This is a genomic window from Hydrogenophaga sp., assembly GCF_051858985.1.
In the GTDB taxonomy this organism is placed as follows: Bacteria; Pseudomonadota; Gammaproteobacteria; order Burkholderiales; family Burkholderiaceae_C; genus Hydrogenophaga.
Genome location: NZ_JBHYGM010000003.1, coordinates 114,679 through 132,637 on the forward strand (window position 1 = coordinate 114,679; position 17,959 = coordinate 132,637).

Here is a 17,959-nt window from a genome sequence, read left to right on the forward strand (position 1 = left end):
CATGAAACTGAAACCCGCATCCTTCGCCAAAGGATGTCTGTTGATGGCAGTGGCCAGCGCGGCCCTCGCGTCCAGCCACCGTGAAGCCCCCTTCATCACCACCACGCCCAAGGTGGATGGCACCGACTTCTACATGTTTCGCAGCTACGAAGGCGTGGCGCCCAACGGTTCCGGCGGACGATCCGATTTCGTCACCCTGATCGCCAACTACCAGCCGCTGCAGGGGCCGTACGGTGGTCCCAACTATTTCTCGATGGACCCCAACGCGCTGTATGAGATCCATGTGGACAACAACGGCGACGCGCGGGAAGACATCACCTTCCAGTTCCGGTTCAACAACAAGCTCAACAGCGTGGCTTTGCCCATCGGCAACCAGAATGTGCAGATTCCGCTGATTCAGGCGGGTGCCGTTTCCGCCGTGAACGACCCCAATCTCAACCTCAATGAAAGCTACAGCCTGACCGTGGTTCGAGGCGACCGGCGCAAAGGCAGCATCCAGACCGTGGCGGCCTCGCTGCCCAAGCCGGTCGACTACATCGGCCAGAAGACGCTGGGGGATCCGGCCGCCTACAAGGCCTACGCCGACCGGCACATCCACAGCGTGAACATTCCGGGCTGCGGTGTGCCGGCCAAAGTGTTCGTCGGTCAGCGGCAGGAGGGCTTCGCGGTCAACCTCGGACGCATCTTCGACCTGGTCAATGCGCCGGTCGGTGTCTTGCTCAACCCCGCGCTCGTCGATGCCGAGGGCGCCAACGGCAACCATTACATCCAGAAGCAGAACGTGACCTCGCTGGCGCTCGAAGTGCACGCCAGTTGCCTGACCGCAGGCAGCGAGACGGTCATCGGCGGCTGGACCACCGCCAGCCTGCGCCAGGCCCGACTGCTCAACGGCAGCCCGCCGTCTGGCCACCAGGCCAGCGAGAAGGCCGGTGGCGCCTGGACGCAGGCGTCCCGCCTGGGCAACCCGCTGGTCAACGAAGTGGTGATCGGCCTGGGTGACAAAGACAAGTTCAACGCGTCGGCACCCAGGGACGACGGGCAGTTCCTGGGCTACGTGACCCACCCGACGCTGCCTGCGCTCCTGGGACTGGTACTGGCTGGCAACCCAGCGGCTGTCGCCCCGACCAACCTGCCACGCACCGATCTCGCCACCACCTTCCTGACCGGGATCACGGGCGTGAACAAGCCGGCCAGCCCGACGCCCTCTGAAATGCTTCGACTGAACACGGCGGTGCCTCCGGTGCCGTTCGCCAGTCAGAACCGCCTGGGGGTGGCGGGGAACGCGCTCAACACAGATCCGAACAAGGTCAACGACAACGCCGGCTTCCCCAATGGCCGTCGTCCCAAGGACGATGTGGTGGACATCGCGTTGGTGGCCGTGCTGGGTGGCCTGTGTGTGATCAATGGCGACAACAATGCACTCGGCCTCAACAGCGTGCCTGGCGTGCCGTCGCTCACATCCGCCTGCCGGCCTTCCAGTGTGCCGCTGGGGGGTCAGTCGGCCAACATCCACGACGCGGTGGATCAGTCAGTCGTGCCGTTCCAGCCCGCGTTTCCCTACCTCAACACGCCCAACCCGGGTTCGTTGAACCTGTGATGTCCTCCCCCACAACCAAGGACACGACATGAAGATCGATCTTGCGAAATGCGCGATGGCGGCGGTGATCGCCACCGTGGCACTGGTCGGTTGTGGCGGCGGGGGCGGCGATACCGCAGCCCCGGCCCAGCCCGCGCCTGCCCAGCCTTTCATGGGCACGACGGTGCAATCGTTGCTGGACTACATGAATCAGCTGATCGCCCAGACCGACGAAACCAGCGAGCCGCAGCCCGTGGACAACACTCCGCTGCCCGTGGACGACACCGTCTGAGGGCGGATTCTCACAACGAAACCGGACGGGTGGGCTCGCATCGTGAGTCCGCCCGCTTTTCACATGAACAAATGCATCGTTTCCAGCCTGCTCTGGCTGGCATCCGCCGCGCACGCTCATGAATTCTGGATGACGCCAGACCGTTTCACGCCACCAGCCGATTCGCCTGTGACGCTTTCGTTGCGGGTCGGCGAAGCTTTTCTGGGCGAGCCTGTCGGCTTCGGCCAACCGATGGCGATCGCCTTGCGCTGGCACAGCCAGCGTGGGAAAACCGATCTCACGCCGCGGCTGCCGGCCCAGCTCCAGCCTGGCGTCACGCTCTCCTTCGCTCGGCCCGGTTCGCAGATCATCGCGCTGGACACCCAACCGGTCATCAATGAACTTCCTGCGGAAGAGTTCAACGCGTACCTGCGCGAGGATGGTCTCGAACATGTGATCGCCCAGCGCGAAGCCAGCGGACAGGGCACGGCGCCCGGGCGCGAACGCTACCGCCGCCACGTGAAGACGCTGCTCCATGTCGACGGCAAGGCCGATGGGGCGTTTGGCCGGCGCACCGGACAGACCCTCGAGATTGTTCCGCTCAAGGATCCCCATGGCATGAAACCGGGCGATGCGCTTCCCGTGGAGGTCCTGTTCAAAGGCAGGCCCCTGCCGGGTGCGCTGGTGAAGCTGTGGAGCCGACGTGGGGAGCAGTTCGACATGTCGACGACCCGCACCGACGCTTCCGGCAAGACCACCACCACCCTGTCGTCCAGTGGCACCTGGATGGTCAGCGTTGTCCACATGGTGCCCAACCGGGAAGGACAGGGGCAGCAATGGGACAGCCATTGGGGAAACCTGACGTTTGCGGTCCCTGCCTCGCCGTCGTGACCTTCAGCCAACGTCGGGTTTCACGCTAGACGTGTGGATTTCAAGTATCCCCGTGTGCCTCCCGCCCATGGTTTCCCGCGCACCCCTCTCCTAGCATTGGCCGCACTCGAACACCGGGTTCGGGGCTACAACCCAATCAGGAGACAAAGAGCATGGAACTGAAACTGTGGGCAGCCGCATCGGTTGTCGCCGCGGCCAGCGTGGGCGTGGCTCAGGCGCAAACGGCGGCGCCAGCCAATCAACAAGGCAAGCTTTCCAACGACGTGCTGCGCATCGGCGTGTTGACGGACATCTCCGGCGTGTACGCCGACATCTCCGGCAAGGGCGCGGTGGAAGCCGTGAAGATGGCCGTGGAAGACTTCGGCGGCAAGATGTTCGGCAAGACCATCGAGGTGGTTTCTGCGGACCACCAGAACAAGGCCGACGTGGGTGCGGCCAAGGCGCGCGAGTGGTACGACGGCGGCGTGGACATGATCAACGACCTCGCCAACTCCGGCGTGGCGCTCGCCGTGGCCGGCGTGGCGAAGGAGAAGAAGCGCCACGCGATCGTGAACAACGCGTCCAACGTGGGTGTGACCAACGCGCAGTGCTCGCCCTACACGGTGCACTACGCGTACGACGCCTATTCGCTGGCCAACGGCACGGGCCGCGCGGTGGTGGAGGGCGGTGGCGACACCTGGTTCTTCCTGACGGTGGACTTTGCCTTCGGCATCGGCCTGGAACAGCAGGTGGGCGACGTGGTGCGCGCGAGCAAGGGCCGGGTGGTGGGCGCCGCGCGCCATCCGCTGGGCACGACCGATTTCTCTTCGTATGTGCTGCAGGCGCAGGCCTCCAAGGCCAAGATCGTGGGCCTGGCGTCGACCGGCAACGACACCATCAACGCCATCAAGGCGGCCAACGAGTTCGGTCTCACCAAGAACCAGAAGCTGGCCGCACTGCTGCTGTGGATCCAGGACGTGCACGCGTTGGGTCTGCCCACGGCGCAAGGTTTGCAGCTCACCAACGCGTGGTACTGGGACATGAACGACGACTCGCGCGCGTTCGCCAAGCGCTTCCAGCAACGCGTGGGCGGCCAGATGCCGAACATGGCGCACGCCGGGGACTACTCGTCGACCATGCACTACCTGAAGGCCGTGCAAGCCGCCGGCACGGACGACCCGGATGCCGTGTCGGCCAAGATGCGCGAGATGCCCATCAGCGACATGTTCACCAAGGCCGGCAAGATCCGCGAAGACGGCCGCATGGTGCACGACATGTACCTCTGGCAGGTGAAGACCCCGGCCGAATCGAAAGGCCCGTGGGACTACCTGAAGGCGGTGAAGACGATCCCCGCCGACCAGGCCTTCATGCCGCTCGCTCAAAGCACCTGCTACCTCGTCAAGAAGTAACCCCGCGGGGACCCTCCGAAGGTCACCGTTCGCCCTGAGCTTGTCGAAGGGCCTCGGTTCCGGGGGGTTGATGTGAACACCGGGAGGACTTCGACAAGCTCAGTCCGAACGGTGTTCTTCAAGCTCCAGAAGAGCCTTTCCTGAACCCATCATGTCCACCATCCTGCAAACGCAAGGGCTCTCCCGCACCTTCCACGGTTTTCACGCGGTGTCCAACGTGAACCTGTCGGTGCAGGAGGGCAGCATCCACGCGCTGATCGGCCCCAATGGTGCCGGCAAGACGACCTGCTTCAACCTGCTCACGCGCTTCATCGACGCGACGGCCGGGCGCATCCACTTTCAGGGCAACGACATCACGCGCACGCCGGCGGATGCGGTGGCGCGCCTGGGGCTGGTGCGCTCGTTCCAGATCTCGGCGGTGTTCGGGCAGCTGAGCGTGTTCGAGAACGTGCGCCTGGCGGTGCAGCGCCGCCGCGGGCATTCGATGGACTGGTGGCGCAGCGACAGGGATTTGGCGGTGTACGACGACCGCACCCGTGAGCTGCTGGCCGAGGCCGGACTTTCCGAATGGGCCGACCACCTCGCCGGCGAGTTGCCCTACGGCCGCAAGCGCGCGCTGGAACTGGCCACCACGCTGGCGCTGGAGCCGCGCGTGCTGCTGCTCGATGAACCCATGGCCGGCATGGGCGCCGAGGACATTGCCCAGGCCGCCGCGCTCATCCGCCAGGCGGCACGTGGCCGCACGGTGCTGATGGTGGAGCACAACCTCTCCGTGGTGGCCGATCTGTGCGACCGCATCACCGTGCTCGCGCGCGGCGAGGTGCTGGCCGAAGGCGACTACGCCACCGTGTCGAAGGACCCCCGCGTGGTGGAGGCCTACCTGGGCCACGGACATGCCGGACAACGCAAGCACCACCACGCGGTGGCGGTGGAGCGCGGGCATGAATGAACCCCTGCTGCAGATTCAGGACCTGCGCGCCTGGTACGGCCCCAGCCAGGCGCTGCACGGTGCCAGCCTGTCGGTGCGCGAAGGTGAACTCATCACGCTGCTGGGCCGCAACGGCGCGGGCAAGTCCACCCTCCTCAAATCCATCATGGGCATGATGGACCGGCGCCAGGGCTCCATCCGTTTCAAGGACCGGGAGCTGATCGGGCTGGCGCCGCACCACATCGGCCGGCTGGGCATCGCCTTCTGCCCGGACGACCGCGGTATCTATGCGTCGCTCACCGTGCGCGAGAACCTGCGCCTGCCACCGGTGGTGGCCGAGGGCGGCATGAGCGAGGCCGAACTCTTCGAGCTGTTTCCCAACCTGGCGCAGCGCGCGGGCTCGGCCGGCACGCACCTCTCGGGTGGTGAACAGCAGATGCTGGCGATTGCGCGCATCCTGCGCACCGGCGCGCGCGTGCTGCTGCTCGACGAGCCCACCGAAGGCCTTGCTCCCGTCATCGTCGACCGCATCGGTGACCTCATTCGCCAGCTCAAGGCGCGCGGCTACACCATCGTGCTGGTGGAGCAGAACGTGCACTTCGCCGCCGAGCTGGCCGACCGGCATTGCCTGATGGAATCGGGCCGCATCACGGACACGTTTGATGCCGCCACGCTGCTGCGCGACTTCGACGCCATCACCGCCCGGATTGGGGTCTAGAGATGCCGCAACCTGTAATCAGAGGGGCGAAATCCGGTGAGGCGCTTGAACGTGTTGGAGAACGCGAACGGGTTCACGTAGCCCACGCCGTGTGCGATGGCCTCGATCTTCTCGCTGGTGGTGGCCAGCAGGTGGGCGGCGTGCGCGATGCGCAGCGTGGCGAGCTGCTTGCCGGGGCTGCGGCCCAGGTTCTTCTGGCACAGGCGGCGCAGGTGCTCCTCGCTGGTGTTGGCCAGTGCGGCCAGATCGGCCAGCGTCCAGTCGCGCGCGAGGTCGTTCTTCACCGCGTTCCACACCGGCACCAGGCGGGGCTCGCGTTGCAGCGGCTCCAGGATGCGCGCCACATACCGTTCGATCACGTCCACCCACACCACACAGGTGCCGGGGTCGGCCGCGCCCTCCATCTCGGCGGCCAGGCCCAGGATGGCGGCCTGCAGCACACGCCCGTCGAACGCGGTCATGGTGGGCGCCATGGCGCCGTCCACCGATCGCACCGAATCGGGCTTGAAGCGCACCCAGGCCAGTTGCCAGCGCTTGCCCGGCACGCAGTGGAAGGCATGCAGCACGTGCGCGGGCGCAAAGGTGACGCTGCCCGGCTTGTGCGTGTACCAGCGCCCATCCAGCAGCGTCTGCCCCTCGCCGCCCAGGCACACCTGCATGAAGGCGCCGCTCAGGTTCGTTCGCACCACGGTGTAGGGCGCCGCGGCGTCCAGCACCGACACATGGGCAATGTGGCGCGCGGCCAGCGCGTCGCACTGCTCGGCACGCACCACCGTCTGCACGGTGTCATCACCCAGCAGCAGCGTTTCACGGGAGAGATCGGGATGTTTCGACGGCATGGCCTGCGCATCATAGGGACCGCACATGATTGAGGTATTCGGTCTTCCCCTGCCCGTGCTGGCGGGGCAGCTCATGCTGGGGCTGGTCAACGGTTGTTTCTACGCCGTGCTCAGCCTGGGGCTGGCGGTGATCTTCGGCCTGCTGCGCATCGTCAACTTCGCGCACGGTGCGTTCTTTATGGTGGGCGCCTTCGGCGCGTGGATGTTGCAGCTCTACCTGGGCTGGGGCTACTGGGCGGCCATCGTGCTGGTGCCGCTCATCGTGGGCGTGCTCGGAGGTCTCTTTGAGCGCGGCCTGCTGCGCCGTCTGTATGGCCTGGACCCGATCTACGGCCTGCTGCTCACCTTCGGCCTGGTGCTGGTGCTCGAAGGGGGCTTTCGCGTGGCCTATGGCACGTCGGGCCAGCCCTACCCGGTGCCTGCGAACCTGCAGGGCGTGTTCAACCTCGGCTTCATGGTGCTGCCGATCTACCGCGCGTGGGTGATCGTGGCCGCGCTGGGCGCCTGCCTGCTCACGTGGTGGCTGATCGAGCGCACGTCGCTGGGCGCGCGGCTGCGCGCGGCCACCGAGAAGCCGCAGCTCACGCAATCCTTCGGCGTCAACGTGCCGCTGCTGCTGACCTTCACTTACGCAGGCGGCATTGCGCTTGCTGCGTTCACCGGCGTGCTGGCCGCGCCCATCCTGCACGTGAACTCGGGCATGGGCTCCAACCTGGTCATCATCGTGTTCGCCATCGTGGTCATCGGCGGCATGGGCTCGGTGCTGGGCTCCATCGTCACCGCGCTGGGCATCGGCGTGATCGAGGGCCTCACCAAGGTCTTCTACTCCGAGGCCTCCACCACGGTGATCTTCGTGGTCATGGCTCTCGTGCTTCTTTTCAGACCGCGTGGACTCTTCGGCAAGGAAGGTGCTGCATGAACACGACGATGCCGACCTGGCAGAAGGCCTTCATGGCCGTGGTGGTGCTGGCGCTGCTCGTGGTGCCGTGGGCGCCGCAGGTGGTCTACCCGGTGTTCGTGATGAAGCTGCTGTGCATGGCGCTCTTCGCCTGTGCCTACAGCCTGCTGCTGGGCTTCGCCGGCATGATGTCGTTCGGCCACGCGGCCTTCTTCGGCAGCGCGGCCTACGTCACGGGCCTGGCGGCCAAGCACTGGGGCCTGCCGCCCGAGCTGGCCTTGCTCATGGGCACGGGCGCGGCGGCGGTGCTGGGTGCGGTGGTGGGTGGTCTGGCCATCCACCGCCAGGGCATCTACCTCGCCATGATCACGCTGGCGCTGGCGCAGATGGTGTATTTCATCTTCCTGCAACTGCCGTTCACCGGTGCAGAAGACGGCATGCAGCAGATTCCGCGCGGCACGCTGCTGGGCTTCATCGACCTGCGCAGCGACTTCGCCATGTACCACCTGGTGCTCTTCCTCACCATCGCCGGCCTGTGGCTCATCCACCGCGTGGTGCGCTCGCCCTTCGGCCATGTGGTGGTGGCCATCCGCGAACACGAGCCGCGCGCCCGCTCGCTGGGATATCCGGTGGAGCGCTACAAGCTCATGCTGTTCGTGCTCTCGGCCGCGCTCTCGGGGCTGGCGGGCTCCATGAAGGCGCTGGTGTTCCAGCTGGCCGCGCTGTCCGACGTGCACTGGCACCTCTCGGGCGACGTGGTGCTGATGGCGCTGCTGGGCGGCATGCACACCGTGTTCGGCCCCGCCATCGGCGCGGCGCTGGTGGTGGGCCTGCAGTACTACCTCGATGCCTTCGGCGGCTGGGTCACGCTGGTCACCGGCCTGATCTTCATGGTGTGCGTGCTCTCGTTCCGCAGCGGCATTGCCGGTGCGGTGGCGGCGCTGCGCACGCGCCCGCGCGACGGATCCTGACCCTTCACACCGACCATCCGATTTCCCATTCAAGGAGACCTTCATGCCCCGCTTCGAACGCCAAGCCCTCATGGCGAAATTCCAGGACATGGTGCAACGCCGTGTGCCCATCATCGGTGGCGGTGCCGGCACGGGCATCTCCGCCAAGTGCGAAGAGGCGGCCGGCATCGACCTCATCGTCATCTACAACTCCGGCCGCTACCGCATGGCGGGTCGAGCGTCCTCCGCTGGCCTGCTGGCCTATGGCAACGCCAACGACATCGTGCTGGAGATGGCGGGCGAGGTGCTGCCCGTGGCGAAGAAGACACCGGTGATCGCGGGCGTGAACGGTACCGACCCCTTCATCGTCATGCCGGTGTTCCTCAAGAAGCTCAAGGAACTCGGGTTTTCCGGTGTGCAGAACTTTCCCACCGTGGGCATCATCGACGGCACCTTCCGCCAGAGCCTTGAGGAGACCGGCATCAACTACGCGACCGAAGTCGAGATGATCGGCGAAGCCCACGCGCTGGACCTGCTGACCACGCCCTATGTGTTCTCCGCCGAGGAAGCCGTGGCCATGACCGAGGCCGGTGCCGACTTCGTCGTGCCGCACCTGGGCGTGACCACCGGCGGCACCATCGGCGCCACCTCCGCAAAGTCGCTCGCCGAGTCGGTCAAGCTCATCGACGAATGGGGCGAGGCCGCGCGCCGGGTTCGCAAGGACGTGATCGTGATCGCGCACGGCGGGCCCATCTCGTCGCCTGAAGATGTGGACTACGTGTTCAAGCACAGCCGGCATTGCAACGGTTTCTACGGCGCGAGCAGCATGGAGCGCCTGCCCACCGAGATCGCGATCAAGTCGCACGTGGAACGCTACAAGAACCTGAGTTTCTGAAACCCAAAGACAGGAGACCAACATGGCCCGGGTATATGTGAGCGCGGTGATGAACGCCACCATCGACCAGGCGTGGTCGTATCTGCGCGACTTCGGCGCTTTAGGCAACTACCACCCCTACTTCGAGAAGTCCTACATCGAGGACGGCAAGCCCTCCGACCAGATCGGCTGTGTGCGGCACTTCACCGTGCGCGAAGACGGCGGGTATTTGCGCGAGCAGTTGCTCGCCCTCTCGGACGACACCCACCGCTGCCGCTACCGGATCCTGCACATCGATGCGCCGTGGACGAACTACGTGGCCGAGATGCACCTGCTGCCCATCACCGAAGGCAACCGCTGCTTTGGTGAGTGGTGGGCCGAATGGGACGTGCCCGCCGACCAGGAGGCCGAGGCGATGGAACGGGTGAAAGGCACCTTCCGCACCTTCTTCGAGTGCGTGAACGCGCACCACGAGAAGCGCAAATGACCCCGGTGGCCCCGACCGCCTGGGTGGTGGGCACCTTCGACACCAAGGCGGCCGAGCTCAACTACCTGGCAGGCCTGTTGAGGACGGCCGGTCTGGGTGTGGTGACGGTGGACATCGGCACGCGCAGTGCGCCTGGCGTGGCCGATATCGAAGCGGATGTCGTGGCGGGCCACCATCCGCGAGGCGCATCGGCCGTGTTGGATCCTTCCGACCGCGGCGAGGCCGTCATCGCCATGGGCGACGCGCTGGCCGCGCTGGTGCGCGAGCGGTTGGCCGCCGGCGAGATCCAGGGCATGCTCGGCGTGGGTGGATCGGGTGGCAGCTCCATGATCGCGCCCGCCATGCGCCTGCTGCCCATCGGCAGCCCGAAGCTGCTGGTGTCCACCATGGCAGCGGGCGATGTGTCGGCCTACGTGGGTGTGGTGGACATGACCCTGATGTACCCGGTGACCGACATCGCCGGACTCAACCGGCTCTCTCGCACCATCCTGGCCAACGCGGCGCACGCGCTGGCCGGCATGCTGCTGCACCACGCGCCGGCCGACCAAGATCAGGACAGGCCGTCGATCGGCCTGACCATGTTCGGTGTCACCACGCCCTGTGTGCAGGCGTTGCGCGAGCTGTTGACCGACGAATTCGATGCGCAGGTGTTCCACGCCAACGGCGCCGGTGGCCGCACGCTCGAGTCCCTGGCCGCTGCCGGCATGCTGCGCGCGGTGGTCGACGTCACCACCACCGAGGTGGGCCAGCACCTGGCCGGCGGTGTGTGCGATGCAGGCCCGAACCGGCTGGACGCCGCCGCCCGCCACGGCCTGCCGTGGGTGGGCTCGGTCGGCGCGCTCGACATGATCAACTGGGGCGCACCCGCCACCATCCCCGAGCGGCACCAGGGCCGCACCTTCCATGTGCACAACGCCAACGTGACGCTGATGCGGAGCAACGCCCGAGAGCTCGAAGCGGCGGCGACGCGCATCGCCGAGCAGCTCAACCGTTCCAGTGCTCCGGTGCGCCTGCTGCTGCCGATGGGCGGTGTGTCGATGCTCGACGCGCCAGGACAGCCGTTTCACGATCCGGCTGCGGACGCGGTGTTGTTCGACACGCTGGAACGCCTGTTCATCCCCAGCGAAACCCACCGGCTGGTCAGGCTGCCCCATCACATCAACGATCCCGCTTTCGCGGCGGCGCTGGCCCAAGAGGTGAAAGCGGTCCTGGTGTAAGGTGTCGCGCCATGAGCGATGCCATCACCACCCAGGAAGCCAAGATCCATTTCTTTCGCGGCAACACCCACTTCGAGGCCGGTCGCCTGGAAGAGGCCAGGGCCAGCTACCTGCAGGCGCTCTCGCTGGTGCCGGGCCGGCCGTCCGTGCTGGCCAATCTCGGCGTCACCGAATGCCGGCTGGGGCTGTGGGCCGAGTCCATCGAACACCTGAAGCAGGCCACCGAGGCCGACCCGGCACACCGCGATGCCTGGGTGGCGCTGGGTCTCTCGCATGAGGCACTGGGTCAATGGGGACTGGCAGAACACGCCCTGCAGCGCGGCATGCGACTGGGCGCGGCCACTGCGCAACTCTGGCTCACGCTGGCGCTGTGCCAGCTGCACCTGGAGCAACCGGCCGATGCCCTGCAGTCGCTGGACGAAGCGCTGGCACTCGACGCCACGCTGGCCGACGCCTGGAGCCAGCGTGGCAGCCTGCTGCGCGATGCAGGACGCCACGCCGAAGCGGCCCTGTGTTTCGAACAGGCCCTCACGCACGGCGCCGACGAAGCCCTGCATCGCTTCTACCTGGCTTCGGTGCGTGGCGGCGATGCCACCCCGCCACAACCGCCGCGCGCGTACGTGGAAACGCTGTTCAATGAGTACGCCGACGATTTCCAGACGCACCTGGTGGAGCAGCTTCGCTACCAGGCGCATCAGACCCTGCTCGCGCCGCTGCGCGAAGGGGGCCAGCGCTACCCACTGGTGCTCGACCTGGGATGTGGCACCGGCCTGTGCGGCCAGCTCATCCGCGAGCAGGCCGGCGCGGTGGACGGCGTCGACCTGGCGCAAGCCATGGTGCAGCAGGCCCAGGCCACCGGTGCCTACCGCCGCGTGGTCCACGGCGACCTGCTCGGTTTCCTGCGAGACGGGCTCGAACCCGCCGACCTGGTGATCGCGGCCGACGTGTTCATCTACGTGGGCGCGCTCGACGACGCCTTCGCCGCGGTCCGCCAGCGCCTGCGGAACGGGGGCTGTTTCGCGTTCTCGGTGGAGCTGGCCAGCACCCAGGCCGATCTGCAGCTGCTGCCCAGCCTGCGCTACGCGCACTCCAGCGCCTACATCGAACGCCTCGCCCACGCCCATGGATTTCGCGTGCAGAAAACCTGGCAGGCACCGCTGCGCGAGGACCAGCGCAAGCCGGTGATGGGTCTCTATGTGCTGCTGGAGCCGGTGGCCTGAGGCGCCTGCCCCGTCTCAGTCGTTGCGCCGCGCCACCCAGTAGGCCGCGCCTTCGTGGCCGTAGCGTTCGGCGTGCGGTTCGTCGCGGCCGAGTTCGAAGCTGTCGCCCGGGCGCAGCTGGCGGGTGAGGTCGCCCACCGTGAGCCACATTTCGCCGCGCGTGACCACCGCCCGCACCGAAAACGGGTGGGAATGCATGTCCAGCAGCGTGAGGGGCGCCCACTCGCGTTCCAGCACCTCGTCGAACCCCTCGGTGAGGGCCTGGATGCGGAACACGTCGAAGTTGAGGTTGGGCATGGGCTGGCATTGTCGGGGTTTGGGTACAGCGGTCAAGCGGTAGCATGGCGGCCTTGTCTGGATTGCGACCTTGGAAAGGCACCCCATGTCCCACATGTTGTTGATCATCGAACCCGCCGGCCAGCGCACCACCCGCACGGAAGCCCAGGGCCGCGAGGTGTATGCGCGCATGGTCCGTTTTGGCGACGAACTGCGCGAACGCGGCAAGCTGCTGGCGGTGGAGTCGCTGGCTTCCGATGCCGGGGCGGTGCGGGTGAGCAAGGCCCCCGGCACGCGGGCGCAGGTGCTGGACGGGCCGTTCGCCGAGGCCAAGGAAATGATCGGCGGTTTCTTCCTGCTCCAGTGCGACAGCATGGAAGAAGCGGTGGCCATCGCGCACGAATGCCCGGCGGCCGAATGGGCCACCGTCGAGGTGCGTGCGCTGGGCCCCTGCTACGACTGATGAGCACCCCCGGGTTTCTACCTAGATGAAGGTGTCGAAGCGGCAGCGCCTGCATCGTCGTACCGGTTGAAGCCACGCCGTGGCCGTCAACCGGAGAGTGCCATGCGATTCATGATCATCGTCAAGTCCTGCGAGGAGTTCGAGGCCGAAACCAGCCCCGCGCCCGACGAAGACCTGATGGCGGAGATGGTCCGTTACCACGAGGCGCTGGCGCAGGCCGGCGTGCTGCTCGACGGCTCGGGCCTGCACCCCAGCCGCAAGGGCTGGCGCGTTCATTACAGCGCGGATGGCCAGAAGCGCGTGGTCGACGGCCCGTTTGCCGAAGCCAAGGAACTCATCGCCGGGTACACCCTGATCCAGGTGCGCTCGCGCGAAGAAGCGCTGGAATGGAGCCGCCGTTTTCCCAACCCGGCCGGTCGCGGCAAGGAGGCCGTGATCGAGTTGCGCCAGCTCTACGGGATGGACGACTTCCCGCCCAGCCAGCCGCTGGAAGACTTCAGGAAACTCGACGCCCTGGCGCGTTGAACCTCCCCCATTCAAGGAGAAAACACCATGAAACAGCATTTCGACATCCTCATCCAGGCGCCGCGCCAGCGCGTGTGGGCCACCATGCTGGAAGCACCCACCTACGAACAATGGACGAGCGCCTTCTGCGAGGGCTCGCACTACAAGGGCTCGTGGGACCAGGGCGCGACCATCCGCTTCCTCGACCCCGCCGGCAACGGCATGGTGTCGGAGATTGCCGAACACCGACCGGCCGAGTACGTGTCCATCCGGCATCTGGGATTCATCGAGAACGGCAAGGACGACACCACCAGCGAAGCCGTGCGGCAGTGGGCGCCCTGCCACGAGAACTACAGCTTCACCGACGAGGCCGGTGGCACCCGCGTGAAGGTGGACATGGACACCTTCGCCGGCTACGAGGACACGATGGCCCATGCGTGGCCGCGCGCGCTGCAGGCCCTGAAAGCCCTGTGCGAAGGCACTCACTGAACAACGTCGACAGGAGAACCCCATGCTGCGTGAAATCTTTGTCAACCTGCCCATCAAGGACATGGGCAAGTCCCAGGCCTTCTTCAAGGCCCTCGGCCTCACGTTCAACGCGCAGTTCACCAACGAGCAGGGCGCCTGCCTGGAGATCGCGCCCCACATCTACGCCATGCTGCTGGTCGAGCCGTTCTTCCAGGGCTTTACCAAGTTGCCGATCTCGGACGCGAAGAAGGCCACCGAGGTGTTGATCGCCCTCTCGTGCGACAGCCGCGACGAGGTGGACCAGCTCGTGGCCCAGGCCGTGGCGGCCGGGGGCACCACGCCCAACGCGCCCATGGACCACGGCTTCATGTACCAGCACGGCTTTGCCGACCTGGACGGCCACCAGTGGGAGGTTTTCTGGATGGACATGGCAGCAGCGCCTGCACAGATGTAGATTCCTGCGCATGCATTCCAGTGTCCACCAGGCCATTGCCACCGTCTGGCGCCTCGAATCCGCGCGCGTCACCGCGGCCGTGGCGCGCATGGTGCGCGACGTGGGCGTGGCCGAGGAACTGGCGCAGGACGCGCTGGTGGCGGCGCTGGAACACTGGCCGACCGAGGGCATCCCCGACAACGGCGGTGCCTGGCTCATGACCACCGCCAAGCGCCGCGCGCTCGACCACATCCGCCACCGCCAGATGGCCGATGCGCGGCACGAGGACATCGCCGCCGACATGGAAGCCCTGGGCACCACGCACGTGCCCGATTTCGTGGACGCACTCGACGAAGCCCGCCAGGACGACATTGGCGACGACCTGCTGCGGCTGGTCTTCACCGCCTGCCACCCGGTGCTCTCCACCGACGCTCGTGTGGCGCTCACGCTCAAGCTGCTGGGCGGCCTCACCACCCACGAGATCGCGCGCGCCTTCCTGGTGCCCGAGGCCACCATCGCCCAGCGCATCGTGCGCGCCAAGCGAAGCCTGAGCGAGGCCGGCGTGCCCTTCGAGGTGCCGCGCGCAGATGCCCTGGGCGAGCGCCTGGCCTCGGTGCTGGAGGTGGTGTACCTGGTGTTCAACGAAGGCTATACCGCCACCAGTGGCGGCGACTGGATGCGCCCGGCGCTGTGCGACGAAGCCCTGCGCCTGGGCCGCATGCTGGCGCAGATCTCGCCCCAGCAGCCCGAGGTGCACGGCCTGCTGGCGCTCATGGAGATCCAGGCCTCGCGCACCGCGGCGCGCACCGATGCCGAGGGACGCCCCGTCCTGCTGGCCGACCAGGACCGCTCGCGCTGGGACACGTTGCTGATGCGCCGCGGCCTGGCCGCACTCGACCGGGCCGACCTGCTGGCCGCCCAGCCCGGCCCGTACCACCTGCAGGCCGCCATCGCCGCCTGCCACGCGCGTGCCCAGCGTGCAAAGGACACCGACTGGTCGCGCATCGCCGATCTCTATGGCGAACTGGCCCGGATCGCACCCTCCCCGGTGGTGGAACTCAACCGCGCGGTGGCCGTGGCCATGCACGCGGGTCCGGCCGCAGGGCTGGTGCTGGTGGATGCGCTCATGAAGGAGAAAGCGCTGCAGCGCTACCAGTGGCTGCCCAGCGTGCGCGGTGACCTGCTGGAGAAGCTCGGCCGGCGCGAAGAAGCGCGCGCCGAATTCCAGCGCGCCGCCGGACTCGCGGGCAACGAGCGAGAGAAGGCGTTTCTGCTGGAGCGGGCCGCGGCCCTTGCCTGAACGGGCGGCGCCCCGGTTAAACCCGCATGGTCTTCTGCGGGCGAGCGGTCCAAACTGGGCGCGAACCAGGCTCCTATGGACCCGACAACAACAACAACCTCTTTCCAGGACGTCCTGGTCATCGGCGCGGGGCCGGCCGGTCTGGCCACCGCCGCCTGTCTGGCGCCTCTCGGACTGGACGTGAAGCTGATCGATCGCGCGCTGGAGCCCGCATCGTCCTGGCGCCACCACTACGAGCGCCTGCACCTGCACACCGTCAAGACGCATTCCGCGCTGCCGGGCCTGCCCTTCCCGGACAGTGCACCGCGCTACGTGCCGCGCCAGGGCGTGGTGGAGTACCTGATGGCCTACGCCGAGCACCATGGCCTGCGGCCCGAGCTGGGCCAGGACGTGGTGGCCATCGAACCGGCCCCGGCTGGCACCCTGGCCCGGTGGCGTGCCACCACGGCCTCGGGGCAGGCGCTGGCCGCGCGCCATGTGGTGCTGGCCACCGGCGCCAATCGAAAACCCAGCGCGCCCGAGCTGCCCGGCCAGGCCGATTTCGGCGGCCGCATCCTGCACAGCCGCAGCTACCGCAACGCCGCACCTTTCGCCGGCCAGCGCGTGCTGGTGGTGGGCATGGGCAACACCGGCGCCGAGATCGCGCTCGACCTGGTGGAGCACGGCGTGCGCGCAGCGATCTCCGTGCGTTCACCGGTCAACATCGTGCTGCGCGACGTGCTGGGCAGGCCGACCCAGCTCTCCAGCATCGCGCTGAGCAAACTGCCCGCCGCCTGGGGTGATGCTCTGGCCGTGGTGCTGCGCAACCTCACGGTGGGGGACCTCAGTCGATACGGCCTTCACACCGCAGCGCAATCGCCGCTGCGCCAGTTGCGCGAGGAAGGTCGCACACCGGTCATCGACGTCGGCACCGTGCGGCGCATCAAGTCTGGCGACATCCAGGTGTATCCCGGCATCCAGACGCTCACGCCGGGTGGCGTTCGTTTCACGGGCGGGGAGGTCCACCCCTTCGACGTGGTGCTGCTCGCCACCGGGTACGACGCCGCGTTGCATGAGCTGTTCCCCCGGACGTCGCTGCCGCTGGACGAGCGCGGCATGCCACCGGGCACGGTGGGCGAAGGCGCACTCGACGGCGTGTACTTCGTGGGCTTCGACGTGCGCCAGCCAGGTGGCTTGCTGCGCACGATAGGACCACAGGCCCGGGCGGTGGCGCAAAGCATCGGGGCATCGGGCCGATAGCCGGCCTGGCCGGGTGCGCGTTCAGCGCGACATCTGCGGATGCCCGGCAAACAGCTCCGCGACCCATTCCACGAACGCCCGCACTTTCGCGCTCAGGTGCCGGTTCGGCGGGTACACCACGTACAGCGGAATCGTCGGGCAGGTCCAGTCAGGCAGCACCTGCACCAGCTCACCGCGTTGGATGAGCGGCACGGCGGTGAAGGCGCCGATCTGCGAAACGCCCAGGCCGGCCAGCACCGCAGCGGTGAGCGCATTGCTCTCGTTCACCGAGACCTTGTAGCGGCCGGATACCTCCAACTTCTCGCCGTCCTTCTCGAACTCTTGCGGGTAGGGCCGCCCGGTGCGCGAGGAGAAGAAGTTCACCACGGTGTGCGCACGCTCCAGTTCGTCCGGGTGCCCAGGACTGCCGTGCGCTTGAAGATAGGCTGGCGACGCCACCGCCATCAGCGGCAGGTTGCCCACGCGCCGCGCCACCAGCGACTGCTCCGTCAGCTCGCCGCCGCGTATCACACAGTCGACGTTGTCGGCGACGATGTCCACGATCCGGTCGGTGACGCCAAGGTCCAGCTGGATGTCGGGGAAGCGCCGATAGAAATCGGCCAGGGCAGGAATGATGATCTGCTGCGCCACCGACGTGCCCACGTCCACGCGCAGGCGCCCGCTGGGACTGGCCTGCGCGTTGGTCATGCTGGCCTCGATGTCGTCCAGGTCGTTCAGCACGCGGACCGTGCGCTCGTAGTACGCGGCGCCATCGGGCGTCACGGTCACGCGCCTCGTGGTCCGGTTGAGCAGCTTGACCTTCAGGCGCGACTCCAGGTGCTGCACCAGCTTGGTCACCGTGCCCTTGGGGAGGTCCAGTGACTCCGCTGCCTTGGTGAATGTGCCGGCCTCCACCACCCGCGCGAACACCCTTATCGATTGAATCTGGTCCATTCCCTCTGTCCTTGTTTGCGCTTTGTGGCTGGATTGTTCGCGCAATCGAAACAGACAACTGGTGGGGCATGGCTTTATCCGCAGAA

At 67.0% G+C, this 17,959-nt stretch carries 21 protein-coding genes; 18 read left to right on the forward strand and 3 right to left on the reverse strand.

Annotation, left to right across the window (positions count from 1 at the left end):
* The first annotated feature begins 1 nt into the window (after window position 1).
* The 6 genes from ACTIEY_RS12970 (at window position 2) to ACTIEY_RS12995 (ending at window position 5,772) form a co-directional block, all read left to right on the forward strand.
* Window positions 2–1,597 carry a DUF4331 domain-containing protein gene (locus ACTIEY_RS12970; RefSeq protein ID WP_439519549.1) on the forward strand — a complete coding sequence of 532 codons (1,596 nt, stop codon included), beginning with the start codon at window positions 2–4 and terminating at the stop codon, window positions 1,595–1,597.
* Window positions 1,598–1,625: 28 nt separating this feature from the next.
* Window positions 1,626–1,868, forward strand: a complete 243-nt coding sequence (locus ACTIEY_RS12975; RefSeq protein ID WP_439519550.1) for a hypothetical protein — start codon at window positions 1,626–1,628, stop codon at window positions 1,866–1,868.
* Window positions 1,869–1,931: 63 nt separating this feature from the next.
* Complete coding sequence (locus ACTIEY_RS12980; protein ID WP_439519551.1) at window positions 1,932–2,738, forward strand: DUF4198 domain-containing protein; 807 nt, start codon at window positions 1,932–1,934, stop codon at window positions 2,736–2,738.
* A 152-nt stretch (window positions 2,739–2,890) separates the two neighbouring features.
* The gene (locus ACTIEY_RS12985; protein ID WP_439519552.1) at window positions 2,891–4,126 is read left to right on the forward strand and encodes an ABC transporter substrate-binding protein; all 1,236 of its coding nucleotides are present in this window, start codon (window positions 2,891–2,893) and stop codon (window positions 4,124–4,126) included.
* 151 nt (window positions 4,127–4,277) lie between these two features.
* Window positions 4,278–5,075, forward strand: coding sequence for an ABC transporter ATP-binding protein (locus ACTIEY_RS12990; protein ID WP_439519553.1), 798 nt, complete (start codon window positions 4,278–4,280; stop codon window positions 5,073–5,075).
* A complete protein-coding gene (locus tag ACTIEY_RS12995) occupies window positions 5,068–5,772 on the forward strand; it encodes an ABC transporter ATP-binding protein (protein WP_439519554.1) in 705 nt (234 codons plus the stop codon). The genes ACTIEY_RS12990 and ACTIEY_RS12995 overlap by 8 nt, the downstream gene beginning before the upstream one ends.
* Here the strand turns inward: ACTIEY_RS12995 and ACTIEY_RS13000 are convergent.
* On the reverse strand, window positions 5,769–6,611 hold the full coding sequence (locus ACTIEY_RS13000) for an AraC family transcriptional regulator (protein WP_439519555.1): 843 nt from the start codon (window positions 6,609–6,611) through the stop codon (window positions 5,769–5,771). The genes ACTIEY_RS12995 and ACTIEY_RS13000 overlap by 4 nt on opposite strands.
* Window positions 6,612–6,636: 25 nt before the next feature.
* Between ACTIEY_RS13000 and ACTIEY_RS13005 the strand changes: the two genes are divergently transcribed.
* From ACTIEY_RS13005 to ACTIEY_RS13030, 6 genes are read left to right on the forward strand one after another with little or no spacing between them, the layout of a single operon-like run.
* Window positions 6,637–7,530, forward strand: coding sequence for a branched-chain amino acid ABC transporter permease (locus ACTIEY_RS13005; RefSeq protein WP_439519556.1), 894 nt, complete (start codon window positions 6,637–6,639; stop codon window positions 7,528–7,530).
* Window positions 7,527–8,480 (forward strand): branched-chain amino acid ABC transporter permease, encoded by a 954-nt coding sequence (locus ACTIEY_RS13010; protein ID WP_439519557.1) that lies wholly within the window; start codon window positions 7,527–7,529, stop codon window positions 8,478–8,480. Before ACTIEY_RS13005 ends, ACTIEY_RS13010 begins: the two co-directional genes overlap by 4 nt.
* A 43-nt stretch (window positions 8,481–8,523) precedes the next feature.
* The gene (locus ACTIEY_RS13015) at window positions 8,524–9,354 is read left to right on the forward strand and encodes a phosphoenolpyruvate hydrolase family protein (RefSeq protein WP_439519558.1); all 831 of its coding nucleotides are present in this window, start codon (window positions 8,524–8,526) and stop codon (window positions 9,352–9,354) included.
* 22 nt (window positions 9,355–9,376) lie between these two features.
* Window positions 9,377–9,820, forward strand: coding sequence for an SRPBCC family protein (locus tag ACTIEY_RS13020; protein ID WP_439519559.1), 444 nt, complete (start codon window positions 9,377–9,379; stop codon window positions 9,818–9,820).
* Complete coding sequence (locus ACTIEY_RS13025) at window positions 9,817–11,037, forward strand: Tm-1-like ATP-binding domain-containing protein (protein ID WP_439519560.1); 1,221 nt, start codon at window positions 9,817–9,819, stop codon at window positions 11,035–11,037. The genes ACTIEY_RS13020 and ACTIEY_RS13025 overlap by 4 nt, the downstream gene beginning before the upstream one ends.
* Before the next feature lie 11 nt (window positions 11,038–11,048).
* Entirely contained in the window at window positions 11,049–12,257 is a 1,209-nt protein-coding gene (locus ACTIEY_RS13030) for a tetratricopeptide repeat protein (RefSeq protein WP_439519561.1), read from the forward strand.
* 15 nt (window positions 12,258–12,272) lie between these two features.
* On the opposite strand, the gene ACTIEY_RS13035 is transcribed toward ACTIEY_RS13030, so the two are convergent.
* Complete coding sequence (locus ACTIEY_RS13035) at window positions 12,273–12,554, reverse strand: cupin domain-containing protein (protein ID WP_439519562.1); 282 nt, start codon at window positions 12,552–12,554, stop codon at window positions 12,273–12,275.
* 85 nt (window positions 12,555–12,639) lie between these two features.
* On the opposite strand from ACTIEY_RS13035, the gene ACTIEY_RS13040 reads away from it, so the two are divergent.
* From ACTIEY_RS13040 to ACTIEY_RS13065, 6 genes are all read left to right on the forward strand, one after another.
* Window positions 12,640–12,996, forward strand: a complete 357-nt coding sequence (locus ACTIEY_RS13040; protein ID WP_439519563.1) for a YciI family protein — start codon at window positions 12,640–12,642, stop codon at window positions 12,994–12,996.
* 102 nt (window positions 12,997–13,098) lie between these two features.
* Complete coding sequence (locus ACTIEY_RS13045; RefSeq protein ID WP_439519564.1) at window positions 13,099–13,521, forward strand: YciI family protein; 423 nt, start codon at window positions 13,099–13,101, stop codon at window positions 13,519–13,521.
* A gap of 27 nt (window positions 13,522–13,548) precedes the next feature.
* Window positions 13,549–13,989: an SRPBCC family protein gene (locus tag ACTIEY_RS13050; protein WP_439519565.1), complete on the forward strand. Its 441-nt coding sequence runs from the start codon at window positions 13,549–13,551 to the stop codon at window positions 13,987–13,989.
* Window positions 13,990–14,011: 22 nt separating this feature from the next.
* Window positions 14,012–14,422 carry a VOC family protein gene (locus ACTIEY_RS13055; protein WP_439519566.1) on the forward strand — a complete coding sequence of 137 codons (411 nt, stop codon included), beginning with the start codon at window positions 14,012–14,014 and terminating at the stop codon, window positions 14,420–14,422.
* Window positions 14,423–14,432: 10 nt separating this feature from the next.
* Window positions 14,433–15,701, forward strand: a complete 1,269-nt coding sequence (locus ACTIEY_RS13060) for an RNA polymerase sigma factor (protein ID WP_439519567.1) — start codon at window positions 14,433–14,435, stop codon at window positions 15,699–15,701.
* A 75-nt stretch (window positions 15,702–15,776) separates the two neighbouring features.
* Window positions 15,777–16,940, forward strand: a complete 1,164-nt coding sequence (locus tag ACTIEY_RS13065) for a flavin-containing monooxygenase (RefSeq protein ID WP_439519568.1) — start codon at window positions 15,777–15,779, stop codon at window positions 16,938–16,940.
* Window positions 16,941–16,961: 21 nt separating this feature from the next.
* Here ACTIEY_RS13065 and ACTIEY_RS13070 read toward each other — a convergent pair whose 3' ends face one another.
* Window positions 16,962–17,873, reverse strand: a complete 912-nt coding sequence (locus tag ACTIEY_RS13070) for a LysR family transcriptional regulator (protein WP_439519569.1) — start codon at window positions 17,871–17,873, stop codon at window positions 16,962–16,964.
* Window positions 17,874–17,959: the final 86 nt, after the last annotated feature.